Origin of the sequence: Candidatus Enterococcus ikei (assembly GCF_017316105.1) — a bacterium.
GTDB lineage: Bacteria > Bacillota > Bacilli > Lactobacillales > Enterococcaceae > Enterococcus_L > Enterococcus_L ikei.
The window spans coordinates 68,093-89,855 of sequence record NZ_JAFLWD010000001.1; the positions used below are offsets into that span (position 1 = coordinate 68,093).

22 protein-coding genes and 1 riboswitch are annotated in these 21,763 nt (G+C 35.6%); of the genes, 4 read left to right on the forward strand and 18 right to left on the reverse strand.

All coding sequences use genetic code 11. From position 1 onward, the window contains the following. Nucleotides 1-176: 176 nt before the first annotated feature. Complete coding sequence (locus JZO69_RS00310) at nt 177-824, forward strand: TetR/AcrR family transcriptional regulator C-terminal domain-containing protein (RefSeq protein ID WP_207110916.1); 648 nt, start codon at nt 177-179, stop codon at nt 822-824. Between the two features lie 55 nt (nt 825-879). Here the strand turns inward: JZO69_RS00310 and JZO69_RS00315 are convergent, their stop codons facing one another. The 11 genes from JZO69_RS00315 to JZO69_RS00365 form a co-directional block, all read right to left on the reverse strand. After that, a complete protein-coding gene (locus JZO69_RS00315) occupies nt 880-1,668 on the reverse strand; it encodes an alpha/beta hydrolase (protein ID WP_207110918.1) in 789 nt (262 codons plus the stop codon). 332 nt (nt 1,669-2,000) lie between these two features. Then, nucleotides 2,001-3,464, reverse strand: coding sequence for an MDR family MFS transporter (locus JZO69_RS00320; protein WP_207110920.1), 1,464 nt, complete (start codon nt 3,462-3,464; stop codon nt 2,001-2,003). A 488-nt stretch (nt 3,465-3,952) separates the two neighbouring features. After that, complete coding sequence (gene metK / locus JZO69_RS00325) at nt 3,953-5,140, reverse strand: methionine adenosyltransferase (RefSeq protein ID WP_207110922.1); 1,188 nt, start codon at nt 5,138-5,140, stop codon at nt 3,953-3,955. Further along, a riboswitch (SMK box riboswitch) is annotated at nt 5,138-5,278 on the reverse strand. (Overlaps the previous gene by 3 nt.) Nucleotides 5,279-5,418: 140 nt before the next feature. Continuing rightward, nucleotides 5,419-6,090 (reverse strand): signal peptidase I, encoded by a 672-nt coding sequence (lepB, locus tag JZO69_RS00330; RefSeq protein ID WP_242586434.1) that lies wholly within the window; start codon nt 6,088-6,090, stop codon nt 5,419-5,421. Nucleotides 6,091-6,102: 12 nt separating this feature from the next. Further along, on the reverse strand, nt 6,103-6,765 hold the full coding sequence (locus tag JZO69_RS00335) for a hypothetical protein (protein WP_207110924.1): 663 nt from the start codon (nt 6,763-6,765) through the stop codon (nt 6,103-6,105). Nucleotides 6,766-6,843: 78 nt separating this feature from the next. Then, nucleotides 6,844-7,914 (reverse strand): WxLIP family cell surface protein, encoded by a 1,071-nt coding sequence (locus JZO69_RS00340; protein ID WP_207110925.1) that lies wholly within the window; start codon nt 7,912-7,914, stop codon nt 6,844-6,846. 113 nt (nt 7,915-8,027) lie between these two features. Next, nucleotides 8,028-8,801 carry a WxL domain-containing protein gene (locus JZO69_RS00345; RefSeq protein WP_207110926.1) on the reverse strand — a complete coding sequence of 258 codons (774 nt, stop codon included), beginning with the start codon at nt 8,799-8,801 and terminating at the stop codon, nt 8,028-8,030. A gap of 58 nt (nt 8,802-8,859) precedes the next feature. Beyond that, nucleotides 8,860-9,669: a WxL domain-containing protein gene (locus JZO69_RS00350; protein WP_207110927.1), complete on the reverse strand. Its 810-nt coding sequence runs from the start codon at nt 9,667-9,669 to the stop codon at nt 8,860-8,862. Further along, entirely contained in the window at nt 9,666-10,019 is a 354-nt protein-coding gene (locus JZO69_RS00355) for an LPXTG cell wall anchor domain-containing protein (protein WP_207110928.1), read from the reverse strand. The genes JZO69_RS00350 and JZO69_RS00355 overlap by 4 nt, the downstream gene beginning before the upstream one ends. A 22-nt stretch (nt 10,020-10,041) precedes the next feature. Further along, on the reverse strand, nt 10,042-13,482 hold the full coding sequence (locus tag JZO69_RS00360; protein ID WP_207110929.1) for an isopeptide-forming domain-containing fimbrial protein: 3,441 nt from the start codon (nt 13,480-13,482) through the stop codon (nt 10,042-10,044). Nucleotides 13,483-13,817: 335 nt separating this feature from the next. Continuing rightward, nucleotides 13,818-14,507: a winged helix-turn-helix domain-containing protein gene (locus JZO69_RS00365; RefSeq protein WP_207110930.1), complete on the reverse strand. Its 690-nt coding sequence runs from the start codon at nt 14,505-14,507 to the stop codon at nt 13,818-13,820. Between the two features lie 366 nt (nt 14,508-14,873). On the opposite strand from JZO69_RS00365, the gene JZO69_RS00370 reads away from it, so the two are divergent. Then, nucleotides 14,874-15,209, forward strand: a complete 336-nt coding sequence (locus JZO69_RS00370) for a hypothetical protein (protein WP_242586436.1) — start codon at nt 14,874-14,876, stop codon at nt 15,207-15,209. A gap of 173 nt (nt 15,210-15,382) precedes the next feature. Here the strand turns inward: JZO69_RS00370 and JZO69_RS00375 are convergent, their stop codons facing one another. Beyond that, complete coding sequence (locus JZO69_RS00375) at nt 15,383-15,814, reverse strand: hypothetical protein (RefSeq protein WP_207110931.1); 432 nt, start codon at nt 15,812-15,814, stop codon at nt 15,383-15,385. A gap of 429 nt (nt 15,815-16,243) precedes the next feature. Here JZO69_RS00375 and JZO69_RS00380 point away from each other — a divergent pair, with 429 nt between their 5' ends. Together JZO69_RS00380 and JZO69_RS00385 are read left to right on the forward strand one after the other, a co-directional pair. Continuing rightward, nucleotides 16,244-16,684, forward strand: a complete 441-nt coding sequence (locus JZO69_RS00380) for a MerR family transcriptional regulator (RefSeq protein WP_207110932.1) — start codon at nt 16,244-16,246, stop codon at nt 16,682-16,684. Between the two features lie 23 nt (nt 16,685-16,707). Continuing rightward, nucleotides 16,708-17,283, forward strand: a complete 576-nt coding sequence (locus JZO69_RS00385; protein WP_207110933.1) for an NAD(P)H-dependent oxidoreductase — start codon at nt 16,708-16,710, stop codon at nt 17,281-17,283. Between the two features lie 60 nt (nt 17,284-17,343). On the opposite strand, the gene JZO69_RS00390 is transcribed toward JZO69_RS00385, so the two are convergent. The 6 genes from JZO69_RS00390 to JZO69_RS00415 all read right to left on the reverse strand — a co-directional run bounded on the left by JZO69_RS00390 (nt 17,344) and on the right by JZO69_RS00415 (nt 21,737). Continuing rightward, nucleotides 17,344-17,772, reverse strand: coding sequence for a GNAT family N-acetyltransferase (locus tag JZO69_RS00390; protein WP_207110934.1), 429 nt, complete (start codon nt 17,770-17,772; stop codon nt 17,344-17,346). Then, on the reverse strand, nt 17,759-18,292 hold the full coding sequence (locus JZO69_RS00395) for a GrpB family protein (protein ID WP_207110935.1): 534 nt from the start codon (nt 18,290-18,292) through the stop codon (nt 17,759-17,761). The genes JZO69_RS00390 and JZO69_RS00395 overlap by 14 nt, the downstream gene beginning before the upstream one ends. 8 nt (nt 18,293-18,300) lie before the next feature. Next, nucleotides 18,301-18,990 (reverse strand): DUF1003 domain-containing protein, encoded by a 690-nt coding sequence (locus JZO69_RS00400; protein ID WP_242586438.1) that lies wholly within the window; start codon nt 18,988-18,990, stop codon nt 18,301-18,303. Nucleotides 18,991-19,102: 112 nt separating this feature from the next. Then, a complete protein-coding gene (locus tag JZO69_RS00405) occupies nt 19,103-20,740 on the reverse strand; it encodes a peptide ABC transporter substrate-binding protein (protein ID WP_207110937.1) in 1,638 nt (545 codons plus the stop codon). Between the two features lie 23 nt (nt 20,741-20,763). Continuing rightward, on the reverse strand, nt 20,764-21,081 hold the full coding sequence (locus JZO69_RS00410; protein ID WP_207110938.1) for a cupin domain-containing protein: 318 nt from the start codon (nt 21,079-21,081) through the stop codon (nt 20,764-20,766). Between the two features lie 173 nt (nt 21,082-21,254). After that, entirely contained in the window at nt 21,255-21,737 is a 483-nt protein-coding gene (locus JZO69_RS00415) for a nucleoside deaminase (protein WP_207110939.1), read from the reverse strand. Nucleotides 21,738-21,763: the final 26 nt, after the last annotated feature.

Sequence of the window (21,763 nt, forward strand, 5' to 3'; positions counted from 1 at the left end):
AACTTTCAATGATTATTTAGTGTTATTATATGATGATAGATAAATTTGCGAGACACGTTCGCTTTTATTGATTTCACAAACTTAACACTGTAAAATTAGGCTGCATAACAATTTACCATTTTTGGAAGTGAAATTCAAGAAGTTAGCTTATATTTTTTATATAAAGGATGAGAAAATTGGACTCAAAATTATCGAAAGAAAAAATCGTTCAGGCAGCTTTTCAATTACTAACAGAAAACCCTGAATTGGAAAAACTATCCATGCGAAAAGTCGCTCAAAAACTCGGAATTCAAGCCCCTGCGATATACTGGCATGTTGAAAATAAACAGGCCTTGCTACAAAGTATGGCTGAAGAAATAGAGAATCATTTTATACCGCCTAAGCCGCAAAAAAACTGGAAAGAAACGATTTATGCTTATATGGACAATTATTATGAATTGTATCAGCATTATCCTTGTGCTTTAGAAATTGAAGTACACACAATCCCTTCTTATCCTTCACGCTTGAGAAATCTTGATGCGATGCTTGGTGTTTTGAAAGAAGCTGGATTTTCAATTGAATTAAGCTACATGACGATTACTTCTTTGCAACATTTATTATTTGGCATGCTGATGGACTCTACTGAAGAGAAAAAATTATATAATAAAGTCGTAGCAGGTGATGAATATTTGAAACAACAAATCATCTTGATGAAGCAATATGTTCAGGAACAAAACTTAGATAATATCAATGATAGTATTCAATATCGACACAAAGAAAAGCAGAAAGATTTTTTTATGAAGACATTACGTGTATTTTTAAATGGTTTAGATACGTTCATCTAATAGTAGATACGCAAAAAAGCTTAGACATTTTTTATTTGTCTAAGCTTTTTGATTTTTATTTCTCTAATGGGAGCCATTCTAATACTCGTTGAATCCATTTATCCCAGAAAATCCAGTCATGATTGCCTGTCCCAGTTTCGAAAGTGTGTTCAATGTTATGCGCCGTCAATGCCTCTGACATTTTTTGATTTCCATACAAAAGCAAATCCTCTTTTCCGCAACACAGAAATATATTAGGTGCTTTTTTCCCGTCTTTTACAAGCTGTTCAAGTAAAAACATCGGATCATTGGCTGATCCTTTCACATGTTCCAGCGGTCCAAAAATCCCTTCCCAGAATTTTCTGCTTCTAACCGCTAAAAGGTCCTCCATTCTGTCCGCAAGATTCACTGCTCCAGATAAAGAGGCTATGGCTCCAAAGTTTTCTGATTTAGCTAACCCAAGTTTTAAGGCACCATACCCTCCCATTGAAAGTCCAACTGCAAATGTTTTTTCTCTTTTCGTGGTTAATTGCGGGAATAATTCATGACAGATCTCCGGCAATTCCTCTGAAATAAATGTCCAGTAATTCATTTCATAGCTTGTATCTGTATACCAACCCAAATCGGTTGAAGGCATGATCACAGCCAAACCTAAATCTGAAACATAACGTTCTATCGATGTGCGGCGTTCCCATACACTATGATTTCCACCCATTCCGTGAAGGAGATACATAACGGGGACATCTGTAAACTTTCCTTTCGTTGCCGTCCCAATTTTTTTCTCCGTTTTTTGAGGTAAAATCACATTCAATGATACTTCCATTTCTAATACGTTTGAATAAATGCTTGCTTGTAAAAAAGCCATCCAACATCCCTCGTTTCCTGTTTTCTACCATTGTAGCATTAAATTCCGAAATTTTTGACTAAATATGTATAACAAAAAAAGTGATTAAGCGATGACTCTGTAAGTCATCGCTTAATCACTTGGAATCTGCATAAACGGCTGGAACAAAAGCAACTCCTGTTTGTTTCTTCTGAGTTAAGCACTTCTGCTCCAGCCTCGAGGGAGGAGTTACAAATGAAAAATGTTTTTAGTTGTTTTCTCTTGGTATGTCTATATAATACAAAGCAAATATGACTTTTTCATGTCAAAATTTCGTATTCTATTGTTCTTTTTCATAAAGAAATAGCCACGCCCTAATTAACTACTCTCTTTTTTACACTTACATTTAAAATAATTGCAACAATAATCAGTCCAATTCCAACGACATACACATTATGAAGTCCGGCATAAAGCATGCCACGTAGAGGTCTCAGTAAATCTGCTGGTATCGTATTAGCCGTATGTGGATTAACAAGTTGATTCATCACATCTGGGTCGACCTGTAAGGTACTTTTAGCTAATTCTGAAGTTGTCACTGCATTAATGATCACACCGAAAATTGAAACCATCAACGTTTGACCAATCGTTCTCGCCAATGTATTGAATGATGTGGCTACTCCCATTTCTGACGGATCGACACTGCTTTGAGCCGTCACTGTAGTTGTTGTGATCGTAATCCCAAAGCCAACGCCTAAAACAGAAGAAATTGCGAAGAACCAGACAAATGAAATTGTTGCTGGAACCAATACTAAGAAAATACCACCTAATAGTGTAATACTTAAACCAATTGTCAGCACTCTTTTTGTTGTATGCTTCTCCATTAAATTACTAGCAATAAACGAACCTACCATCCATAAAATTGACATTGGTGCTAAAACAAGACCGCCAATCCCAGCGCTTTTGCCTAACACCCCTTGCATCCACATTGGGATATAGACTTCCACGCCCATCAAAAATCCACTGATCAAGGCAGCTACGATATTGACGATCACAAAAGTGGAATTTTTGAACAGCATCAAATCGATAACAGGATCTTTGGCTCTTTTTTCCACAAAAATAAAGCCAATAAAGAATAGAACAGACGCTCCTAAACAAAGGAAAACTTTTAAATCAAATCCGCCATCACCAATCAATTGAAATCCTAATAATAGCGTTAGTAAGACGAACATCAACTGAACACTGCCTAAGATATCCATTGGTACTTTGGATTTTTCTCTTTTTGGTTCAACTAAAAAGTAAGCGATCAAGCCCATCAATACAAGTCCAATCGGTACATTAATGAAGAAAATCCAATGCCAGCCAACAGTATCTACAATAAACCCACCAGCAAGTGGACCAAAAATACTAGCAATTCCCCAAGCTGCACTGTTCAATCCTAACATTTTTGCTCGTTTATCAATTGAATAGATATCAGCCAAAATCGTCAAAGCAACCGGCATTATTGCCCCTGCTCCGATCCCTTGAATTGCTCGAGCAATGATTAAGGTGATCATATTTTGGGCTAAACCGCAAAGTGATGAACCAATAATAAAAATAATAATTCCAATCATGAATATTGGTTTACGCCCAATTTTATCTGCTAGCTTTCCGTAAATTGGTGTTAGCATCGCATTTGTTAATAAATAAATAGAAAAAACCCAGTTCATGATTTCCATGCCGTGCAGTGATCCTACGATCGTTGGCATCGCTGTTGAAACGATCGTTCCTTCGATTGCTGTCATAAACGTTGCAACGAAAACACTGATTGTTACAAGTTTGACGTTTGTTTTTCTTTCCATGTATCTCCATCCTTTTGGTATTTTTTAGTTTAATAAAGTTACTTATGATTACTTTACAGAGTTTTGTTGTTACGGTTGTAAGACTTTTACATTACTATTAGAGTTTTTAGGTTTATTGTAACCTAATCCATGATTAATTTGTGAGTTGTTGGCTTCTATTTGTTGTTTGGTTTATGACATTTGGTGATTATAAGTACTTTGGTTGCTAGCTTCTATTTGTTACTTGAGATTACAGCGTTTGGTACTTTCAAGCACTTTCGTTGATAACTTCTATTTGTTACTTGGGATTACAGCGTTTGGTACTTTCAAGCACTTTCGTTGATAACTTCTATTTGTTACTTGAGATTATAGCGTTTGGTGTTTCACTAGTATGGTAACTTCTCTCCATTTGGTCGCCAAGTACTGTTCATCATCCACTCTGGCGGAGCCAGTCGTGGTGATTCACAGCAAAACGGCGCCACTAATTTTCATTAGTAGCGCCGCCTCGTTTACTCCATCAAGCTTTTCTTGATTGCATCGACTTTATCTGTCTGCTCCCAAGGTAGTTCAATGTCTGTACGACCAAAATGACCATATGCAGCTGTCTGTTTGTAGATTGGACGACGTAAGTCAAGCATTTCAATAATTCCTGCTGGTCGCAGGTCAAAGTTTTCCCGAACAGCTACAATCAATTTGCTTTCAGATACTTCGCTTGTCCCAAAAGTATTGATTGAAATCGATACGGGCTGTGCTACACCAATTGCATAGGCTAATTGGACTTCTGCTTTTTCAGCTAAGCCCGCTGCAACGATATTTTTCGCAATATATCGTGCTGCGTAACTTGCAGAACGATCGACTTTAGTCGCATCTTTTCCTGAAAAGGCACCGCCACCATGACGAGCGTAACCGCCATAAGTATCTACGATGATCTTACGACCAGTCAAGCCGGCATCTCCTTGAGGTCCGCCGATAACAAAGCGACCTGTCGGATTAATAAAGTATTTTGTTTCTTCATCTAGTAATTCTGCTGGGATCACTTCATCAATAACGAGTGCTTTCACGTCTTTTTGAATTTGCTCCAGCGTAGCTTCTTCATCATGTTGTGTGCTGATTACAACTGTATCTACACGTTGTGGTTTGCCATTTTCATCATACTCCACAGTTACTTGTGATTTAGCATCTGGACGTAGGTAAGAAAGTTTTCCCTCTTTACGTAATTGTGCCAATCGGCGAACAAGTTTATGACTTAAAGAAATCGGTAATGGCATAAGTTCTGGTGTTTCATCCACTGCAAAACCAAACATCAAGCCTTGATCTCCAGCACCAATATCGTCTTTAGTATCTTTATCACCACGTGTTTCTAGTGCATCATCCACGCCTTGCGCAATATCTGGTGATTGCTCATCGATTGCAACAAGAACGGCAACGGTATCACCATCAAATCCATATTTAGCTCGTGTATAGCCAATATCTTTCAATGTTTGTCGAACAACTTTTTGAATATCTACATAAGCTGTAGTAGAAATCTCTCCAAAAACTAAAACCAACCCTGTCGTAACACTTGTTTCACATGCCACACGGGCCAATGGATCTTGTTCCAAAATCGCATCTAGTATTGCGTCACTCACTTGATCGGCAACTTTGTCTGGATGTCCTTCAGAAACGGATTCTGATGTAAATAAATGTCTCTCTGTCATAATATATTCCCCCTAAATCTAGTCGGTTACAAGGCATCTTTGTACAAAATGTAGTCCCCACTCAAGTCATATGGAAATCATATTTCTTTGAATAGCCTACTACTTTACAACAAATCCTTTCGGGAACTTGTAACGCTAACAGTATAACAGATTTCCAAAGAAAAAACTTGCTTTTTATTTTTTTAGCTCAAAACTCTTTCGTTCCTATCATTGTCATAGAACTATTTGGTTTATACAATAAAAACACCTACGAATTTATAAAAATCAAGGTGTTTTTATCAAAATCGTTGTAACTTATGTAGCGGCAGTACTCTCATTTCTACAGTACCAATCACTTCTTTTTTATCTACCAACTGATAGTAACGGCTGTCCGTTGCGTAAGGTCGATTATCTCCCAAAACCAGATACTTATCTTTAGGGATCGTTACTTCACCTGTCAAAGCTTTTAAAGTAAAATCTTCCGTAAACATCATACCATCTTTTTCAAATTGATTTTTATAATCCGCTATAAAACGTTCCTCTTTTTCCTCTTCATTGATAAACAGCTGCCCATTTTTATAGTACAAACTTTCTCCTGGACGACCAATGATTCTACGAACTGATTTATCCTTAGAATTAGGAACATGAATATACACAAGGTCAAATCGCTTGATTTTCGCTAATTTATTGACAACAACAACATCGCCGTCTTCTAGCGTATCGCTCATTGAATATCCTTCTACTTTTGCTAATGAAAAGGTAAAAAAAGAAAGTAGATAGACCATTGCAAACGTCACAAGTATCGTCAAACTTATTTCAAAAAAAAGAACTTTCATTTTTCTAAGTCCTCTTTTTTTCTTATTCACGTTTTTTTTCTTATATTTTTTAGGTCGCGTATTTGGCGAACGCTTTTGAGTTGGTTGTTGCTTTGCTTTTCGTCTGTCACTTTTTTTATGAGTTGTTTTTTTCATAAAATCACCAGATTATTTTTTATTTACCAACGCTTTTTCATTGATTTTAAAGTAGCTGACTACTGATTTTTGGTTTTGTTTCACTGCTGCTAAATCTGCTTCAAATTCATTTGAAAGAGTTTCATCTTTGAAAAAGTCATCTGATTGAGAAGAAACATTGATTCCTAATTCCTTCATTGATTTATAGTATTTATTCAGCACTTTTTGCCCTTGTTTTGTGTTTCTGATCGTAGCCTTATAAATACCATAACTTGATAGTTGACTTGCCAGCAGTTTAATATTTTTTCCTGCTTTTACATCGTTCTCTGTTGTTTTCGCTTCTTTTAATTCATTTTCAAGATTGTCTAATAAATAATAACCCTGAATTACAGCCTTAGAATCTTTCGGGCTTAAATGCATTGATTGATAATACAAAGAATATCCTGCACTCAGAGCTGATAATAAAAACAATAGACTTAAAACAATCCCAAAAGTCCGCTCTTTCTTGCTTTTTTTTGTTAGTTCTCTGATTTTTCGTCTTTTTTGTTTACTTTTTTTCTTTTTAACTTTCGTTCTTTTAACCTTTTTTAATGCTTTATTGGTTTGAATCATCAGAAAAAAGGAGATCCCTGCAAACAATATTCCTATGCTTGCTAGGGACAAAGAAACAATAAAAAACCAATCCAATATCGTCATTTCTTTACCTCCATAATTTTTTTGATTGAACGAACTGTTCCATTCTAAAGCTGAAAATAGCAAATGCTGTATCACTCATTATTTTTTAGGTCTTTTCTTTCGTGCTTGTTTTTTCTTCGCTTGTTTCTTTTTATTGATCGTTCTAATTATAAAGAAAATGATAATCGCTAATAACAGTACGCCACCCACGATTCCTGCAATCAATTGCCAATTAAAGGTTTGAACATCTTCTAAACCAGCATCTTGGTTATTAAATTTGTCCGCTTCTTCATCTGTAATCTTAAATTTTTCGTCCCATTCCCATTTTTTTTCACCGGAAGTCACTAAAATTTTAGCGCGATAGTTTCCTGGAACCATACGGTCACCTTCCATACTGACTGGAAAATCGATCAATGAATTCGGCGCCATTCTCATACCAGAACGTTTTGTTTCATATAAAACTTCATCACTGTCTTCTTTCATGATTTGAACTTGTGTCGCCATATTTTCCAGATAAGCTGCTTCAACATTAGAGAAGTTTACAAAAAACGTATTTCTAAAATTGTTTAATTCTGCATAGACTTTATTTAATTCTAGATTCGCTTGAACTTCTTTATCTGTTTCTGAAAGTATCATCCCAATAACATAAGCGTATTTATTGATAACGCCTGTCTTCTTTGGTTTTGCTTTTTCATCTTTTTCAATTTTTTGAAGTTGGATTCCACCTGAGATCACACCATCAAATGATGCTTCTGGCATCGTAATTTCTATGTCGACATCCTGTTCAGCGTTTGCAGGTATTTTAACTTTTTCGGGTGCCTTAACAATATTTTCAAAATCATATTTTAATGATTTATCTTTTTTGATTGTTGTCGGCCCATATTCAATAACTCCGTTAGCATTTGTTTTCGTCCCATTCAGTTTGACTGAAACTTCTATTTCTTCTGAAGCTAGATTTTTGATTTTGATTTTAACCGTTTGTTTTTGTCCAGATGTCATCTTTAAATCAAAATAGCCCACATCGTTACTTCTTTGATTATCAGGCTTGATTGTTTCATATGTAAATCCAGTTGCGTTACCGCTGCTGTTGTCTTGTGCATATGTCTTGATCGGCATAAGCACAGCTAATATAACCGTTGCTACTATATATAATAGATGCTTTTTCTTCATCGCTATCCCTCTCTTTAAAAAGGCTGAGACAGAAAATCTCTTTCTGTCTCGCCATTTATTTGAACATGACTACTTAAAGTATGCTATATAATTCAACTATTACGCCGTCTATATTATAATACTTCAGCGATTGTCCAAGTGATTTCAGCTGTGTATTCGTCAGCTAGTAAAACGTTTGTGTTTGGTACAGTTAATTTAACAGATTTTGCAGTTGTGTCAGCAGTTCCGTCACCGTATTGTCCAAATTCGATAGTGTATGTTCCGATACCTTTAGAAGCTTCTTTGTTATCTAAAACAACTACTGATGAACCAGCACCTGTTCCAGCTGCATCAGCTGCTAATTGAAATCCGGCAACAGTTGTTGCTGGCCATTGTGCTGCTGGATCAGCAGAAGTAATTGCTGCATTTGAGTAATCGATCGTAGCTGATTTCAAGAATGTTCCAGCATTTGCGTTTGCCTCAAATTGTTTTGATAATTGTGCACTTACTTGATATTTATGGTTTGCAACACCACGTACATCTGTGAATTGTACGAAGTTCCCACGAGTAACATCACCATCAGCTGTTTTTACTGGGATTGCTGCAGCAAAGTATTCTGGGTTAGAAGCAAAAGCTTTCACTTTATCTTCACCAAAGTTTAATTCAGTTACAGCGTCAATACTGAATGATCCACGATCTGGGTTAACGATGATTGGTTCTTTAGGATCTACAACTGGTTTTTCAGGATTTTCTGGGTCAGTGATATCTTTAGGATCGTTGTCTTCAGTAAATTTGATTTTACCGTTTGTTGGTAATGATTTTGCCTCAGCGTTAGCTGCTAATGGGGCTGCTAAGCTTACTCCTAATAAAGTTAATAATGCTACTGAACATAATGTTTTTGTTTTCATGTGTGTTTCCTCCTAGTTTTTGTGTGTTTTTTTGTGTGTTTGTGTGTGTTTGTTCTATTTATGGCAACTCGGCTAATATCCAAGTCAACACCGTAGTGTAAGGTACCGGATCAACAATTGTTGTTCCTGGTATTGATAGTGAAACAGCTTTATTCAAATAGACAGGTTTATTGTCGAATACGGGGTCAAGAACTGCATGACCATCTTTATCAAGTCTGGGTTCCAAAGTATTCTTTTGGTTGCTCTGATTTTCAGCAGACGCCCCAAATGAAATCGTCCAGGTTCCACCGCCTTGACCAGTATTGGCTTGCGCTAAGTTATATGAAGCGCCAACGTTATCTATATTGATAATTTCTTTTGATAATTGTGGAGCACCACTAAGATCTTTTGAAGAACTTACCCATGATTTATCTAACGATAACATGGCTCCGTTTATCTCACTGTGTTCAGTATCTTTGTTTGTAAATTGCATTTCTTGACGCAATTGTAAGGTCCAACCTGTCGGCTTTTGTCTTAAATCTGTCACTTGAACAAAGTTGCCTCTAGGTTTGGTTGCACCAAAGAAATTCTGTGCATTTCCATAGTAAATTTCGTCTTTATCAGAAATTTTATTCTGATAAAAATCCAGTTTTGGAACAAAGTCGATTCTCAAGTCTCCTTTAAGTTGCGGAGTTTCTCCAGGATCAACTATTTCTCCAGGCTTTTCTGGATCAACAATATCTTGTGGGTATTCGCCTGAAAATTTGATTTTTCCAGGCCCGCTCAATGATTCTGATTCTGCGAATGCATCAACACTTTTCAGTGCTAATGAAGAAATCATGGCAACTGGTATAACGAGAAATTTCATCGTTTGTTTAAACTTTCTCATTTGTTATCCCGCCCTTCTTTCTCTTTCTTGCGTTTCCAGAAAAATAGCAGTAGGCCGATAATAATTAGGACTGCCCCACTGAATACAAGACTCGTTTTTACCATTTCACCAGTACTTGGGTAGCGCCCAACTGGTTTTATAGTTGCTTTAGAACTAGTTGATGGCTGAGTACTTGATGAAGGTTCAGTAGTACTTGACGGCTCTGTTGAAGAACTCTCTTCGTAAAAGCTGATTACACCACTGGTCTGCACCTCTCCTCCATTATTAGCCGCAGCATTCAATGGATAGCTGATTGCTAGCGTTAATACAAAAGTAAAGGAGAGGATTAAAAAGCTGATTTTTTTTCTCATAGGTTAAGAATCTCCTTTACTTTTATGGAGTATCGCCCAATTCCCAAAGGATTTCACCTTGATAAGTACCAAGGGTCTTCACATCGGCAGCTGAAACTTCAAACTTAAATCCGTCTCCAGATTCAGACCATGAATCACTAATGTTATATGTGGCTCCCTCAATTGATCCGCCAGTCACAGCTCCTTGAACCATAATATCTTGAGCACCGCCATTTAATGTGATTTCTCTGTTTTTATAAACATATTTAAGTGCGCCATCCAGCGTATAAGCTGGGGTATCCGGCGTCATACTTGTCATTGGGGTCGTCATTTTAGCCGTTAGTGACCAACCTTTTTTATTCGCTCGGCTATCTTTAACAATCAGATCATCACCATGATGTTCAGCAGCATTCACACGGGTTTTCTTTCCTTGGTATTTCACGTTACCAAAATCAATTTCCGTTGGTGCTGATGCTAATTCTAAAACACCAAAAACTGTTCCACCTGGATTATCTACACTCAGGGATTCTGCTGAATAGGTTTCATGTTGCGCATCTGGATTGGTTGGGCCTTCGACAAAAGGTGTTTCTCTTGGTGAATCACCAACTGCTGTTGCCTTGTTCGTAATAATCGTTCCTACAGCTTTTGCGGCAACAGTTGCTTTAAATGTTACTTTTGCAGTTGCGCCTGTTGTTAAATCTCCAATGTTAACTGTCAGTAAACGAGTATTTGAATCATACGTATAATCAGTAGGATTTACTGCTGCAACGCCGTTGATTTTCACCTCTGCTGTTGCAGGATCAAAATCTAATCCGACAGGAAGTGTATCTGTGACAACCACTTTTGCCCAATCAGTAGTATAAGAGGCTGCCTTATTGTTTTGGGCTGTTAATGTATACGTCAATATATCGCCGACTTGTGTTGTTTGTCCACCAGAAGAAACAACTGTTTTTTCCATAAGTGGTTTATCTGGTAATACATCTTCTACTGTATATTTCGTTGCCGCCTTAAACGTTGCATCACGGTATTTCAATTCGGTTGCCGGATTGATATTTCCGTTAGCAGTGTTGGTTATCGGTGCTGCTGGATCCAGCGTCTCAGTAATCTGCCCAGCATTATCTTCTAGGAAGATTTGGACTATTTCACCTGTGTTTAAATATCTAGGTAAATTATATGTCCAAGTACCATCATCATTAACTATTCCTACATTTGATTGACGTACGCCATTGATATCCACATAGATTTTTGCTTTCGGTTCGGCGTCTTTACCAATCAATTGTTTCGTAGCATTCGTCACTTTACCGCCATCAACAATTGCTGGCTCAGGTGGCGTAACATCTAAAACTGGTGTGACTGGATCTGTTTCAGAAATCCACGGTCCCCTGACAGCATGTGCTTTGATTTCTTTATTGGTCATATTAAATTTAGTGTCCGTCATTATTGCATAGCCTTGATTATCAGTAGAAACTGTATGTGTTTCTCCATAAGTATCCGTATAGGTTACTTGTGCCTGACCTGCTGCTGCATAAACTGGTTGTAAAATAACATTTCCATTCTCATCAAAGCTATCTGTCGGGGTCATCCCAATTTTCACTCTGGCTTTATAGGACTTATCCGCATCGGTGACAGGAACCCACTCAACTTCAGGATTTGCATTCATACCAGCGATTCGACGATATTGTGTTGCAACAAAAGTCGCCAAACCAGGTTCTGTCGTGGTGACATTCGCTGCTCCACCGTTAGCTTTTGCTGAGAATTGCTCAACTTTGGCATAGGTTTGCTGAGATGGTCCCATCAATTCTGATCTTAACGTCCACAAGTCAATATCTGAATCGTTGATTGTAAAGATATTCGTCGCAACGTTAGTAGTAGAAACCGCTGGGCTATTACTTGTAGATCCAGTATTCTTATTACGAATGTCAAACCCTTTAGGAGAATTCATCGTAAATGTTCTATTCGAGCCACCTGTTATATCAACAACAGGACTTGTTGTTGAACCAACAATATAAATACTACCGCCAGGTTCTAAATTAAATGCAGAGTTATTTGTACTAAATTGCATAACAGAACCACTACCACGACTGAGCAAGTTAACTGTTGCATCTTTTTTAACAGTCATAGAAGAACCAGTATTATCAAAACGAACAGAGTTTCCGTTCATGTTCGAGTTATAAATAGAATTTTCTCCAACAATCAGATTTGAATAATACGAATAAACGGCAGGATAAGCTGTTCCATTTGTAGAGTTTTTTAGCACTACTTGTGCATGTTTACCAATCTCGAATTTCTGAGCCGCACCAGTGTCAGTACCGCTTGAATTTTGTTCAAACCAGATTACTGAATAGTTTGAACCTGTATCTTCGCCATACCAATTCGTCCCATCTTCAATGATCATACTTCCCGCATAAAAGTTTTCTGAGGTAGTGATCAAATTCAATTTACCATAGACTGTTATTTCTCCACGTGTTCCTCGGATCAATCGAATAACACGCTGACCATTTTCTCGAACCGTATTAATATTACCTGTTCTGTAATACCAGTTTTGCGAATAAGGTGTACCGTTTGTTGCATTAACAAAGGCCCACATATTCCCTCCGAGACCGTTTCCTTCGTTTGCGGAATTCTTAGCAGTCATATCATGAAAGTGAAAGAATCCAATCCCATCTGTAGGACGTGTTGCCATTCTCAATGTGTCACTGTTCATATCTAATATGAAGCCTCCACCATCAATCTCGATTGACGTTTGACGAAGAGCTAAATTACTCGTTCTACTGATATCAGTAGTCATAATAATTTTAGTAACCGTTTGATCATCATAAGCCGCTTTAAATTCAGCCCAAGAACCAACTGACTTAACATTAACTAAAGGATCAAAACCAAATCTAGTATTCGCAGCATCATTTGCTGCAGCAATTTCTTCTGGCGTTGATGGAATTGGACCAGTTGTAGCATCATCTCTAGTTTTTCCAATGCTTCTTGGTTGAACTAAAGACAAACTATCATTAATCGTATTTTCAATTTTTGAAGATGACTCATCACTAAATGTAATATTTGCTGAAGCCACCACTTCATTTTCTTCATTTGTTAAAGTTATTTTACCTTCTGAAGTTTGATTTAAGCGACTAACTAAAAAGTTTATTACTAAAGAATCACTACTCTCTTTGGTCTTAATCAGTTTTGCATTAGAATTTTCTATATCCTCAATTGATATCTTTTCTTTTTGCTTATCAGAAATACCAACTAGTAATTCTTCTGTTGTCACTTCATTGATTCCTTCATAAGAAAGTTTCAATTTTTCATTTACTGGTTTAGAAATCGTCAATACCACTGGAAATTTCCCGTCTTCATTTATCGATTCCGTTTTAATGGAATATGCTTCTTCTGATGCTTTCAAAGGTGTTATATTATGAAAGATGACGCCATTGAAAATCCCCACTAACAAAACCAGTCCTAAAACAAAGTAAGACTTTTTTCCGATTTTCATACATTCTCAACTCCTTCCCAAAATAATTTTTTTGCACGTCTGTCTTAAAAGAACGCACAATCTATTTCTATTTTTCTTGCCAATTGTCTAATTTTTTGATACATTCACAATGCAGGGGAAAATTAGCACTCAACTTTTGTTTACTATTCCATGGAGAATGGCTGTTCTCAATCATGAAATTAGCAAAATGAGCACTGATTTTCTCTATTTTTGTTTATGTTTCAACAGTTGGCTAGAAAAAGAGAAAACTTATTTCAATCTACGTTTGTCACCGTCATTGTCTTTAGTCTGTTAAAGATCAACCGCCATGACATCTCTCTATTTTGGAGAATAAGTTATAGTGTTAACTTGTAGCCTTTTGAACGAACGGTTTTAATGTGATTAGGATGTGCCGGATCTTCTTCGATTTTTTGTCTTAGATGAAAAATCAAATTTGATACACGATACTGTTTATCATTGCTATCACTTTCCCAAACATTTTTGTAGATTTCGTCATATGAAACTGCTACACCTTGTTGGGTTTGTAAAAACTCGATTGTTTTAAATTCTAGTTTTGTTAAGTTGATTTCTTCGCCATTCAATACAACACTAAAATTGGATGGGCGTAATTGAAGCCTCGAGCTCTCCTTGGTCTCATTTACATGCTCGTCACTCTTCGTATAGACACGATTGTATCTATCTAATGAATTTGTTATTAAAAGTTTGCATTCTTCTGTGTCACATTCATCATCAAGTATTCCATCAGCTCCAAGCTGTAAATAAACAATATGATTCATCTTGTTTGCCCGCTCTGAAATCACCCAAATAAAGGTATCACTTTTTTTCTTTAATGAAATAATCAATTCACAGATCATCCCAATATTTTGTGCATCATGTTCATTGATTACAGTCCCATTATAATTTTCTACATTCTCTACTACTTCTTTTTTATTGACTGGATGTACATGTAATTGATCACTGTTTAATGATTCTATGTATTTTTCTTTATCGATTTCATCTAGCAAAACAAATCCTAGGTTGTACATACGGCGTGCTCCTTTATAATTTTGTTGATAGATCAGCCATCACCACTGACACTTCTTGTCTTCACATCAAATAAATTTAAAATAAAATGATATTTTAGATATAATATAGATATATTTTTTAAACTAAAATAAGTTTAATCTATTTCATTTATCAAGTCCACATAAAATCTTTATTTTATTTATCACATTTTTAATTAAAAATACAAATAATTGAGAATTCTGTGAATATTATGTTATTAGTTGAATTTTTTATCCGGTTTTTATCTTGAGTATTCTTTAAATAAAACATTGATTTATAACACTTTATTTATGCTTAAGTTTTCTTTTCTAACCTATGTTAAAATAATTAAAAAGGGGCGGGAAATAATGAGAAAAACAAAGATTGATACCTTAATGACTTTTTTTAACGATGAAAAAAAATTTATCACTGATGGTTATTATCGAATTCGGACAATTAATGAGAATACGGTAGAATTAGCTTTTTTAGTTGCAGGTTCTTGTGGCGAAACGCTTGTCCATCCTCAAATTACAGTTTCACTGACAGAGTCACCGCAAGCGATTGGCATAAAGCTAATTGATATGTATTCTATCCCACCACTGTTTCTTCATCGAAATGATCACACTGCTCATGAAATTGATACAGCATTAGATCATTTAATTGAAAAATTTTCCGATAAAACAAAAAATACCAAGACTAATTAAATAATCGTCTTGGTATTTTTTTATAAATAATCAAAATTATAACGTAAAAATATTGCATTTAATAGGATGTATTCATCCAACACTAGCTATTGTAGCTAAATAAATTCATTAAATAATTAACTAACTTATACATGTCACATAAAATATGCATGGAATGTTCCAAAGATCTAGATTTACATTTTATGTACACTATGTGCACTTTGAATGCCTCCACAAGCTTCTTTACAGGCTTGATTGATCAACCTAAATGAACTTTCTGTACTATTTAAGCCACGTTTATATTTGATTTCATCGATGACTTCACACTTTTCGTTCAACGCTTCCAGCCAAAAATAGATGCCTTCCTTATAAGTATCCAATCCTTCTAATAGGATTTTCGTTGCTTCTTTTTCGCCATAAAATACTAAGTCTTTCCTAAAACTAGCTTCTTCGACAAAGAACCGGTTAACATTGGTGCGGCAAAATCTATATGTATCTTTACCCCTTCTGTTAATGGCTTGGCTGCAGCTGTTTTCTTGTACTTCCTTAGAAATGGCATTAAAAATCTCATTGTAGACTTCAACTCGTTGCATTACTGACAATATCATATCTGTATAACTAAACATAATGCTCTCTCCTCCCATAACTAAGCAGCTAAAACCGCTGACTTATACTTATTATAGTATCTCTCAATCTTTAATATCAAGTAATATGCTATTAAAATAAAATATTTTTGTCATTTTTTTCATTCCTATATTTATTTTTTTTAGACTTAAAACCAAAAAAAAAGCCCATCACCCTAGTATCCATAAGGAAATGTAACATTTTTTTCAAAATTATTTCTATGAGATTATTTCCATATTTTTTATTAGTAATTTTTTTCTATAATAGGAATTATCAATCCTTTTAACTATCAAAATACAGGAAACACATTATTATATACATTATCTAATATAGACTGAAACATAACGCTCATTAAAAACGGACGAAAACTATTTTTTAGTTATTGACATTGGAGTACACTCCAATGTTAAGATATTTTTGAGGTGATCGATATGAAAGAACAATGGACTATCAAAGAAGTTGCTCAACGCGTTCATTTGAGTGAAGATACCATTAGATATTATGAAAAGGAACAATTAATACAACCCCAAAGAGGACAAAACAATTATCGTTTATATGGTCCAAGAGAATTTGAACACTTAAAATATATCTCTGTTATGAAGTATGCCCGTTTTTCTTTAAAAGAGATGAAAGAATTGCTGCAACTGTTCGACCAACCCGTTTCTTTAGAGTGTAATAACCGCAGTCGTGAGTTAATGGCAAACAAAATTAATGATTTAGAAACAACAATTAAACATTATCAATTGATCATCAACTCAATAAAATCGCTGCCAGTCCCTGAAACCTATGAAGAATGCGAAGAAAATTATGATCAAATGATATCGGAGCTCACAGAATTCACTAATACTATTTTTGACGATTTACACCCTTAAACTACTGATTTGGAGGACCACAAATGAATGTACTAATCATCTATGCCTATCCTAATACAACAGGCTATACACATGCTATTTTTACCAATGTTAAGCAAGGAGCGGAACAACAAAATAAAGTTAAAATCATCGATCTTTATAAAGAAAATTTTGATCCTGTATTGGTTTTCAATGAAACAAAAAAGAGAAGGAATATGCAATTTGATGAAGAGACGGCTAATTATCGTGAGCAAATTTTATGGGCTGATCACATCATCTTTCTATTTCCGATTTGGTGGGGAGGTATGCCGGCTATTTTAAAAGGGTTTATTGATAAAGTTTTCAGTAAAGGGTTTGCCTATACGTATAAAGGCATTCTTCCAGTCGGGCTTTTAAAAGAAAAATCAGCGTGGATCATAACAACGGAAGATTCACCTAAATGGTATAAAAAGCTATTTCAACAAGATTATGGTACTGTTTTAAAGAAACAAGTATTACACATGTGTGGAATTAAACAGGTCAAACACTTTTCATTATCTTCTTTGAGAAGTCTCAATGAGGAACAACGGAAAAAATTTCTACAAAAAATGCTTAAAAAAAGTTCTGAATTAACCAAATGATTACTTATACAAAAAGAGGGAAATACAACAATTACAATTGTAATTGCTGTATTTCCCTCTTTATTCTCTTTTTAAATGCAAAATGGGGTAAGCTCTGCCTGCATCATCCACTTCACTGCGCTCATATTCTTCAAACCCCATCGCTTGATAAAAGGCTTTTGCAGATTTGTTTTGTTCATTGACATCAACGAATTGAATCCCCTTTTCTTCAATCAAAGTCATTACTATCTGCTTGCCATACCCTTTTCCGATATATTGCGGGTCTAGAAAAAGCATCTCTAATTTATTCCCATCTACCCCTGAAAAACCAACGTTCTTTTCTTGATCCAACCAAATTTGTACATCCAAGTGTGGAAAATAGGTAGATAACTCTTTTTTTATTGTTTTGAAATCTTCGATTTGTAAGAAATCATGGGTTTGCTTGACCGATTTGCTCCAAATTTCTACCAGATTTTTATACTCTTTTTTAGTCGCTTTAAGCTGTTTCATTGTTTTTCTCCTTTTTCCAGACGATTGCTTTTCGATCGATTGCTTTAATAAATGCATCTTTTCCGTCTATATACGCTTGAATGTCATAAGGGAATTGTTCGGCTAATTTCGATTTTAGTCGGCTGTAGGCTTCCGCATCTTCCCGATGATTATTTAGAAAATCTCTAAACGCTAGGTGGCGATCAATTTCTGGATTACCGATTTGAAAGACATGGATATGATGACTTCTTTGGTCTCCACCTTTTATAAAAAAACGTCGTTTGAACATTCCGTTTTCCCCTAAACAATTATAACCTAACTGCTCCATTGCATGATTATAATTATCTACTTTTTCGATATCTAGCACTACCATCATGATATCAATGACAGGTTTTGCCTTGATGCCTTCAATAGCTGTACTTCCAATATGATAGATAGCAACCATTTCATTTGTAAAGATCGACTCTAGCTGTTTTTCTTCATGTTTGAACTGGTTTTTCCAGTCTTTTTTAGCATCGACTACTTCAACTTTTCTCGTCATTCACTTACTCATTTCTTTTTATTTAGTTCATTGATTTGTTCTTGTAGCTCTCCTAAAAGCTCAATCTGCATATTTTGCATCTGAACTAAGTGTTGCCATTGGCTATTGATCAAATAATCCATTTTTTCATGGAGTAAGTTGACTTCTATTTCAGATTTCAAATTGACTTGATAGTCATTCGCTGCTTGTTTTCGGTCTCTGTCTTCTTGTCGATTTTGGCTCATCATAATGATTGGTGCTTGAATAGCTGCTAAACAAGACAACGCTAAATTGAGTAAAATATAAGGATACGGATCAAATGGTTTAAATAAGAACATCACTGAATTAATAACGATCCAAGTCACTAATATAGCAATAAAAATGAAAATAAACGGCCAACTTCCGCCAAATTTAGCGATTCCATCTGCCGTTTTTTGTCCCGTAGTCAAGTTTTTTTCAGCAGAAGAATCTAGTTTGTCAGTAAGGGTTGTATTCTCTTTAATACTTTGCATGATCGTTTCATTCAATTGTTCCATTTTTCCTGAATCTGATGAGATCAACACTTTTATATAATCTAAACGATAATTCAATAAATCTGGAAAAGTGACTTTGGAATCTTCTGTAAGCTCTGGGCGCAATTTTAAAATGTATTGACGAATCTCTTCTTCCACATTTTTCAAAATGATTCCATCGATATGCTTAGACTCTTTTGTGGTCATTTTCATCTACTCCTTTTTTAGTATATGTCTATCATACAACGTTCTAAGGCTTTGAGACATTGATTTGACTAAAAAAAGCCTTTCTTTTTGAAAGACTTTTTCTAGAGGAAAATTATTCACTTTCTTTATAAACATTTTTCAAGGTTAACGGTGCTGCAAACGTATGATAACTCAAACCTTTAACTTGAGGATTTTGTAAAACAGATTGTTGATTCTGACTGATAATGATCATACCTGCTGTATCTTCAATTCCTTCTTTTTCAGCTGCAATCAATGTCTGCCAGCGCTTTTCTAAGTCTGTCGCATAAGTTTTTGAAGCATCCTCTAATAATTTATCAAATGTTGGATTCGCGTAATTCCGATCATTTCCTGAGCGCAACATACCAAGTGTGGATATCGGATCTTGATAATCTGGTGTCCAGTAAATCAAGAACATATCATAATCACTTTCGCGACTTAAGTTCAGTGCCGTTTCTGTTGGCAAGGCGGACATATTGATCTTTAAACCAGAAAATAGTTTTTCTAAACTGCCTTGTAAGCTTTCACCCATTTTTTTGTAAGAACCATCATCTGTCACCATCAAGTCTAGTGTGATTTTGTCGCCTAATTCTTTTTTAGCTAATTCCCAATATTTTAGAGCTTCTTCTTTATTGTAGCTCATTAAATCGCCAGCTTCTTCTCTGAAATCTACACCTGTTTCAGGATTGCTCACAAACCCTTTGGTAATTGCTCCGTATAATGGTTTTGACCCATCTGCGATAATATTGTTCACAAGGTTTTCTTTATCGATACCAAGAGCTAAGGCTTTTCTCAAGTTTTCATTTTTTAAAGGTGTCTCTTTTCCATTGCGTTTTTGATTTAAACGAATATAGTTCATCGTTGCTGTTGGATATGAATGATAGTCTGGGTTGCTTTGGTTTTGTTTCGCTAATTCACCTGTAATCGCTGCAACATCCAATTGTCCATCTTCAAAAAGGTTGAGTGCTGTTGACGCTTCTTTGACTACTTCGTAATGAATGTTATCTGATTTTACATTTTTATGATCCCAATATTTTTCATTTTTCTTTAAATCCCAGCTTAAGTCTGTTTGCTTCCAACTTTCTACAATAAACGGACCATTATACACGGTCTTTTCACCCGTTGTTCCATAATCTGTGCCAAATTCTTCTACGACTTTTTGATTTTGCGGGAAAAATGTGGGAAAAGCTAAAACAGAGGTGAAATAAGGTTTAGCTTCTTTTAATTTTACTTCCAAAGTGTAATCATCGATCGCTTTTACACCTAATTCGTCAACCGTTTTTTGTCCGGCTGAAATTTCTTCTGCATTTAAAATGGTATCAGCAACTAAGAAGCTATAGACAAATCCATTTTTGGGATCGATCATTTTTTTCCACGCATATTCAAAATCTTTAGCCGTGACCGGATCATCATTGCTCCAGATCCCTTCTTCTCTTAACTTAATTGTATATGTTTTACCATCTTCAGAAATAGAAGGCATTTCTTTAGCTGCAGCTGGTATCAACTGATCTTTATCGTCTAATGCATACAACCCTTCAAAAGCTGCTGTTTGAACGATTGCATCTGGAAAATCCAACATGACTGACGTATCCAGTGTAGTTAATTCCGATGGAGACATTAAATTTAATGGTTTTGTGTCTTTTGCTGCTTCCTCTTTTTGCCCACCAGAACATCCCGAAATAATGACGGTCATTATGGCTAGTCCCATGATCGATTGAATTGCTTTTTTCATACGTTTCTCCCCTAATTTCATTTTTATCCGCGTTCAACTAACATCCAAACGACTACAGCCGCTTCGTCCCCATCGTTGTAATTGATATGACCTTCTCCTGCTTCGATCAGTTGGGCATCCCCAGGTTTGCCTACAAGATCTTGACCGTCTTCTAATATCGTGTGTGCTTGTCCCGAAACTACATACGAATATTCATCTTGGTCATGTCTGGCAAAGCCTTCTAACGGTCTTTTTTCTCCTGGTTGTAAAACAATGACACCCATCTGAACTTTATCGTTCGGCTGATTTTCAGTATCGAAAAAAATGGTCATCTCTTGTGGTAGTGATGGTTTGATGATCATAATCTATTGCCAACTCCTTTTATTATTTTTTAGGTGATTTTATCTATTATTGACTTATCTTTCTAAGAAGTCAATAACATTTCGCAAAATTCTGACTTTTCAGTCTTTTTATTCTTTCTTAAAATAAAAAAAGTAGAAACAATTCAACTAAGTGAATGCTTCCTACTTTTTTATTAATTCCAATAGCCTTGATGAACAGCAGCTGCTGCTTGTTCAATTTCTGGAAAAGGTCCAATTACTTGAATGTTTTTTTGACCGTGACTTAAGATTTCTTTGGTTGGTAGGTCAAATGTTGGATTTTGTTCATTGTCACCAGTTAGTTCCAATAAACGTTGTTCTGTCATTGCATAAACGATTGTTCCAATATTTCCCCAGTAAATCGTTCCAGTACACATCGCACATGGTTCAGCTGTTGTGTATAAGGTACACTCCCACAAAAACTCTTTACTGTATTTTTGTGAAGCTTTAGCTGCCAAAGTAGTTTCAGCATGTCCTGTACAAATATTTTCTGTGATTTCGATGTTTTCCTGCTCTAAAAGAATATTTCCTTCTTTATCTGCCAATAATGCTCCAAACGGCGTATTCCCATGCTCTCGAGCATTTTTGGAAATTTCAATACAGCGATTCAATAAGTCAATGTGCTGAGTTTTCGTCATACATTCCTCTTCTTCCATTCATTTAT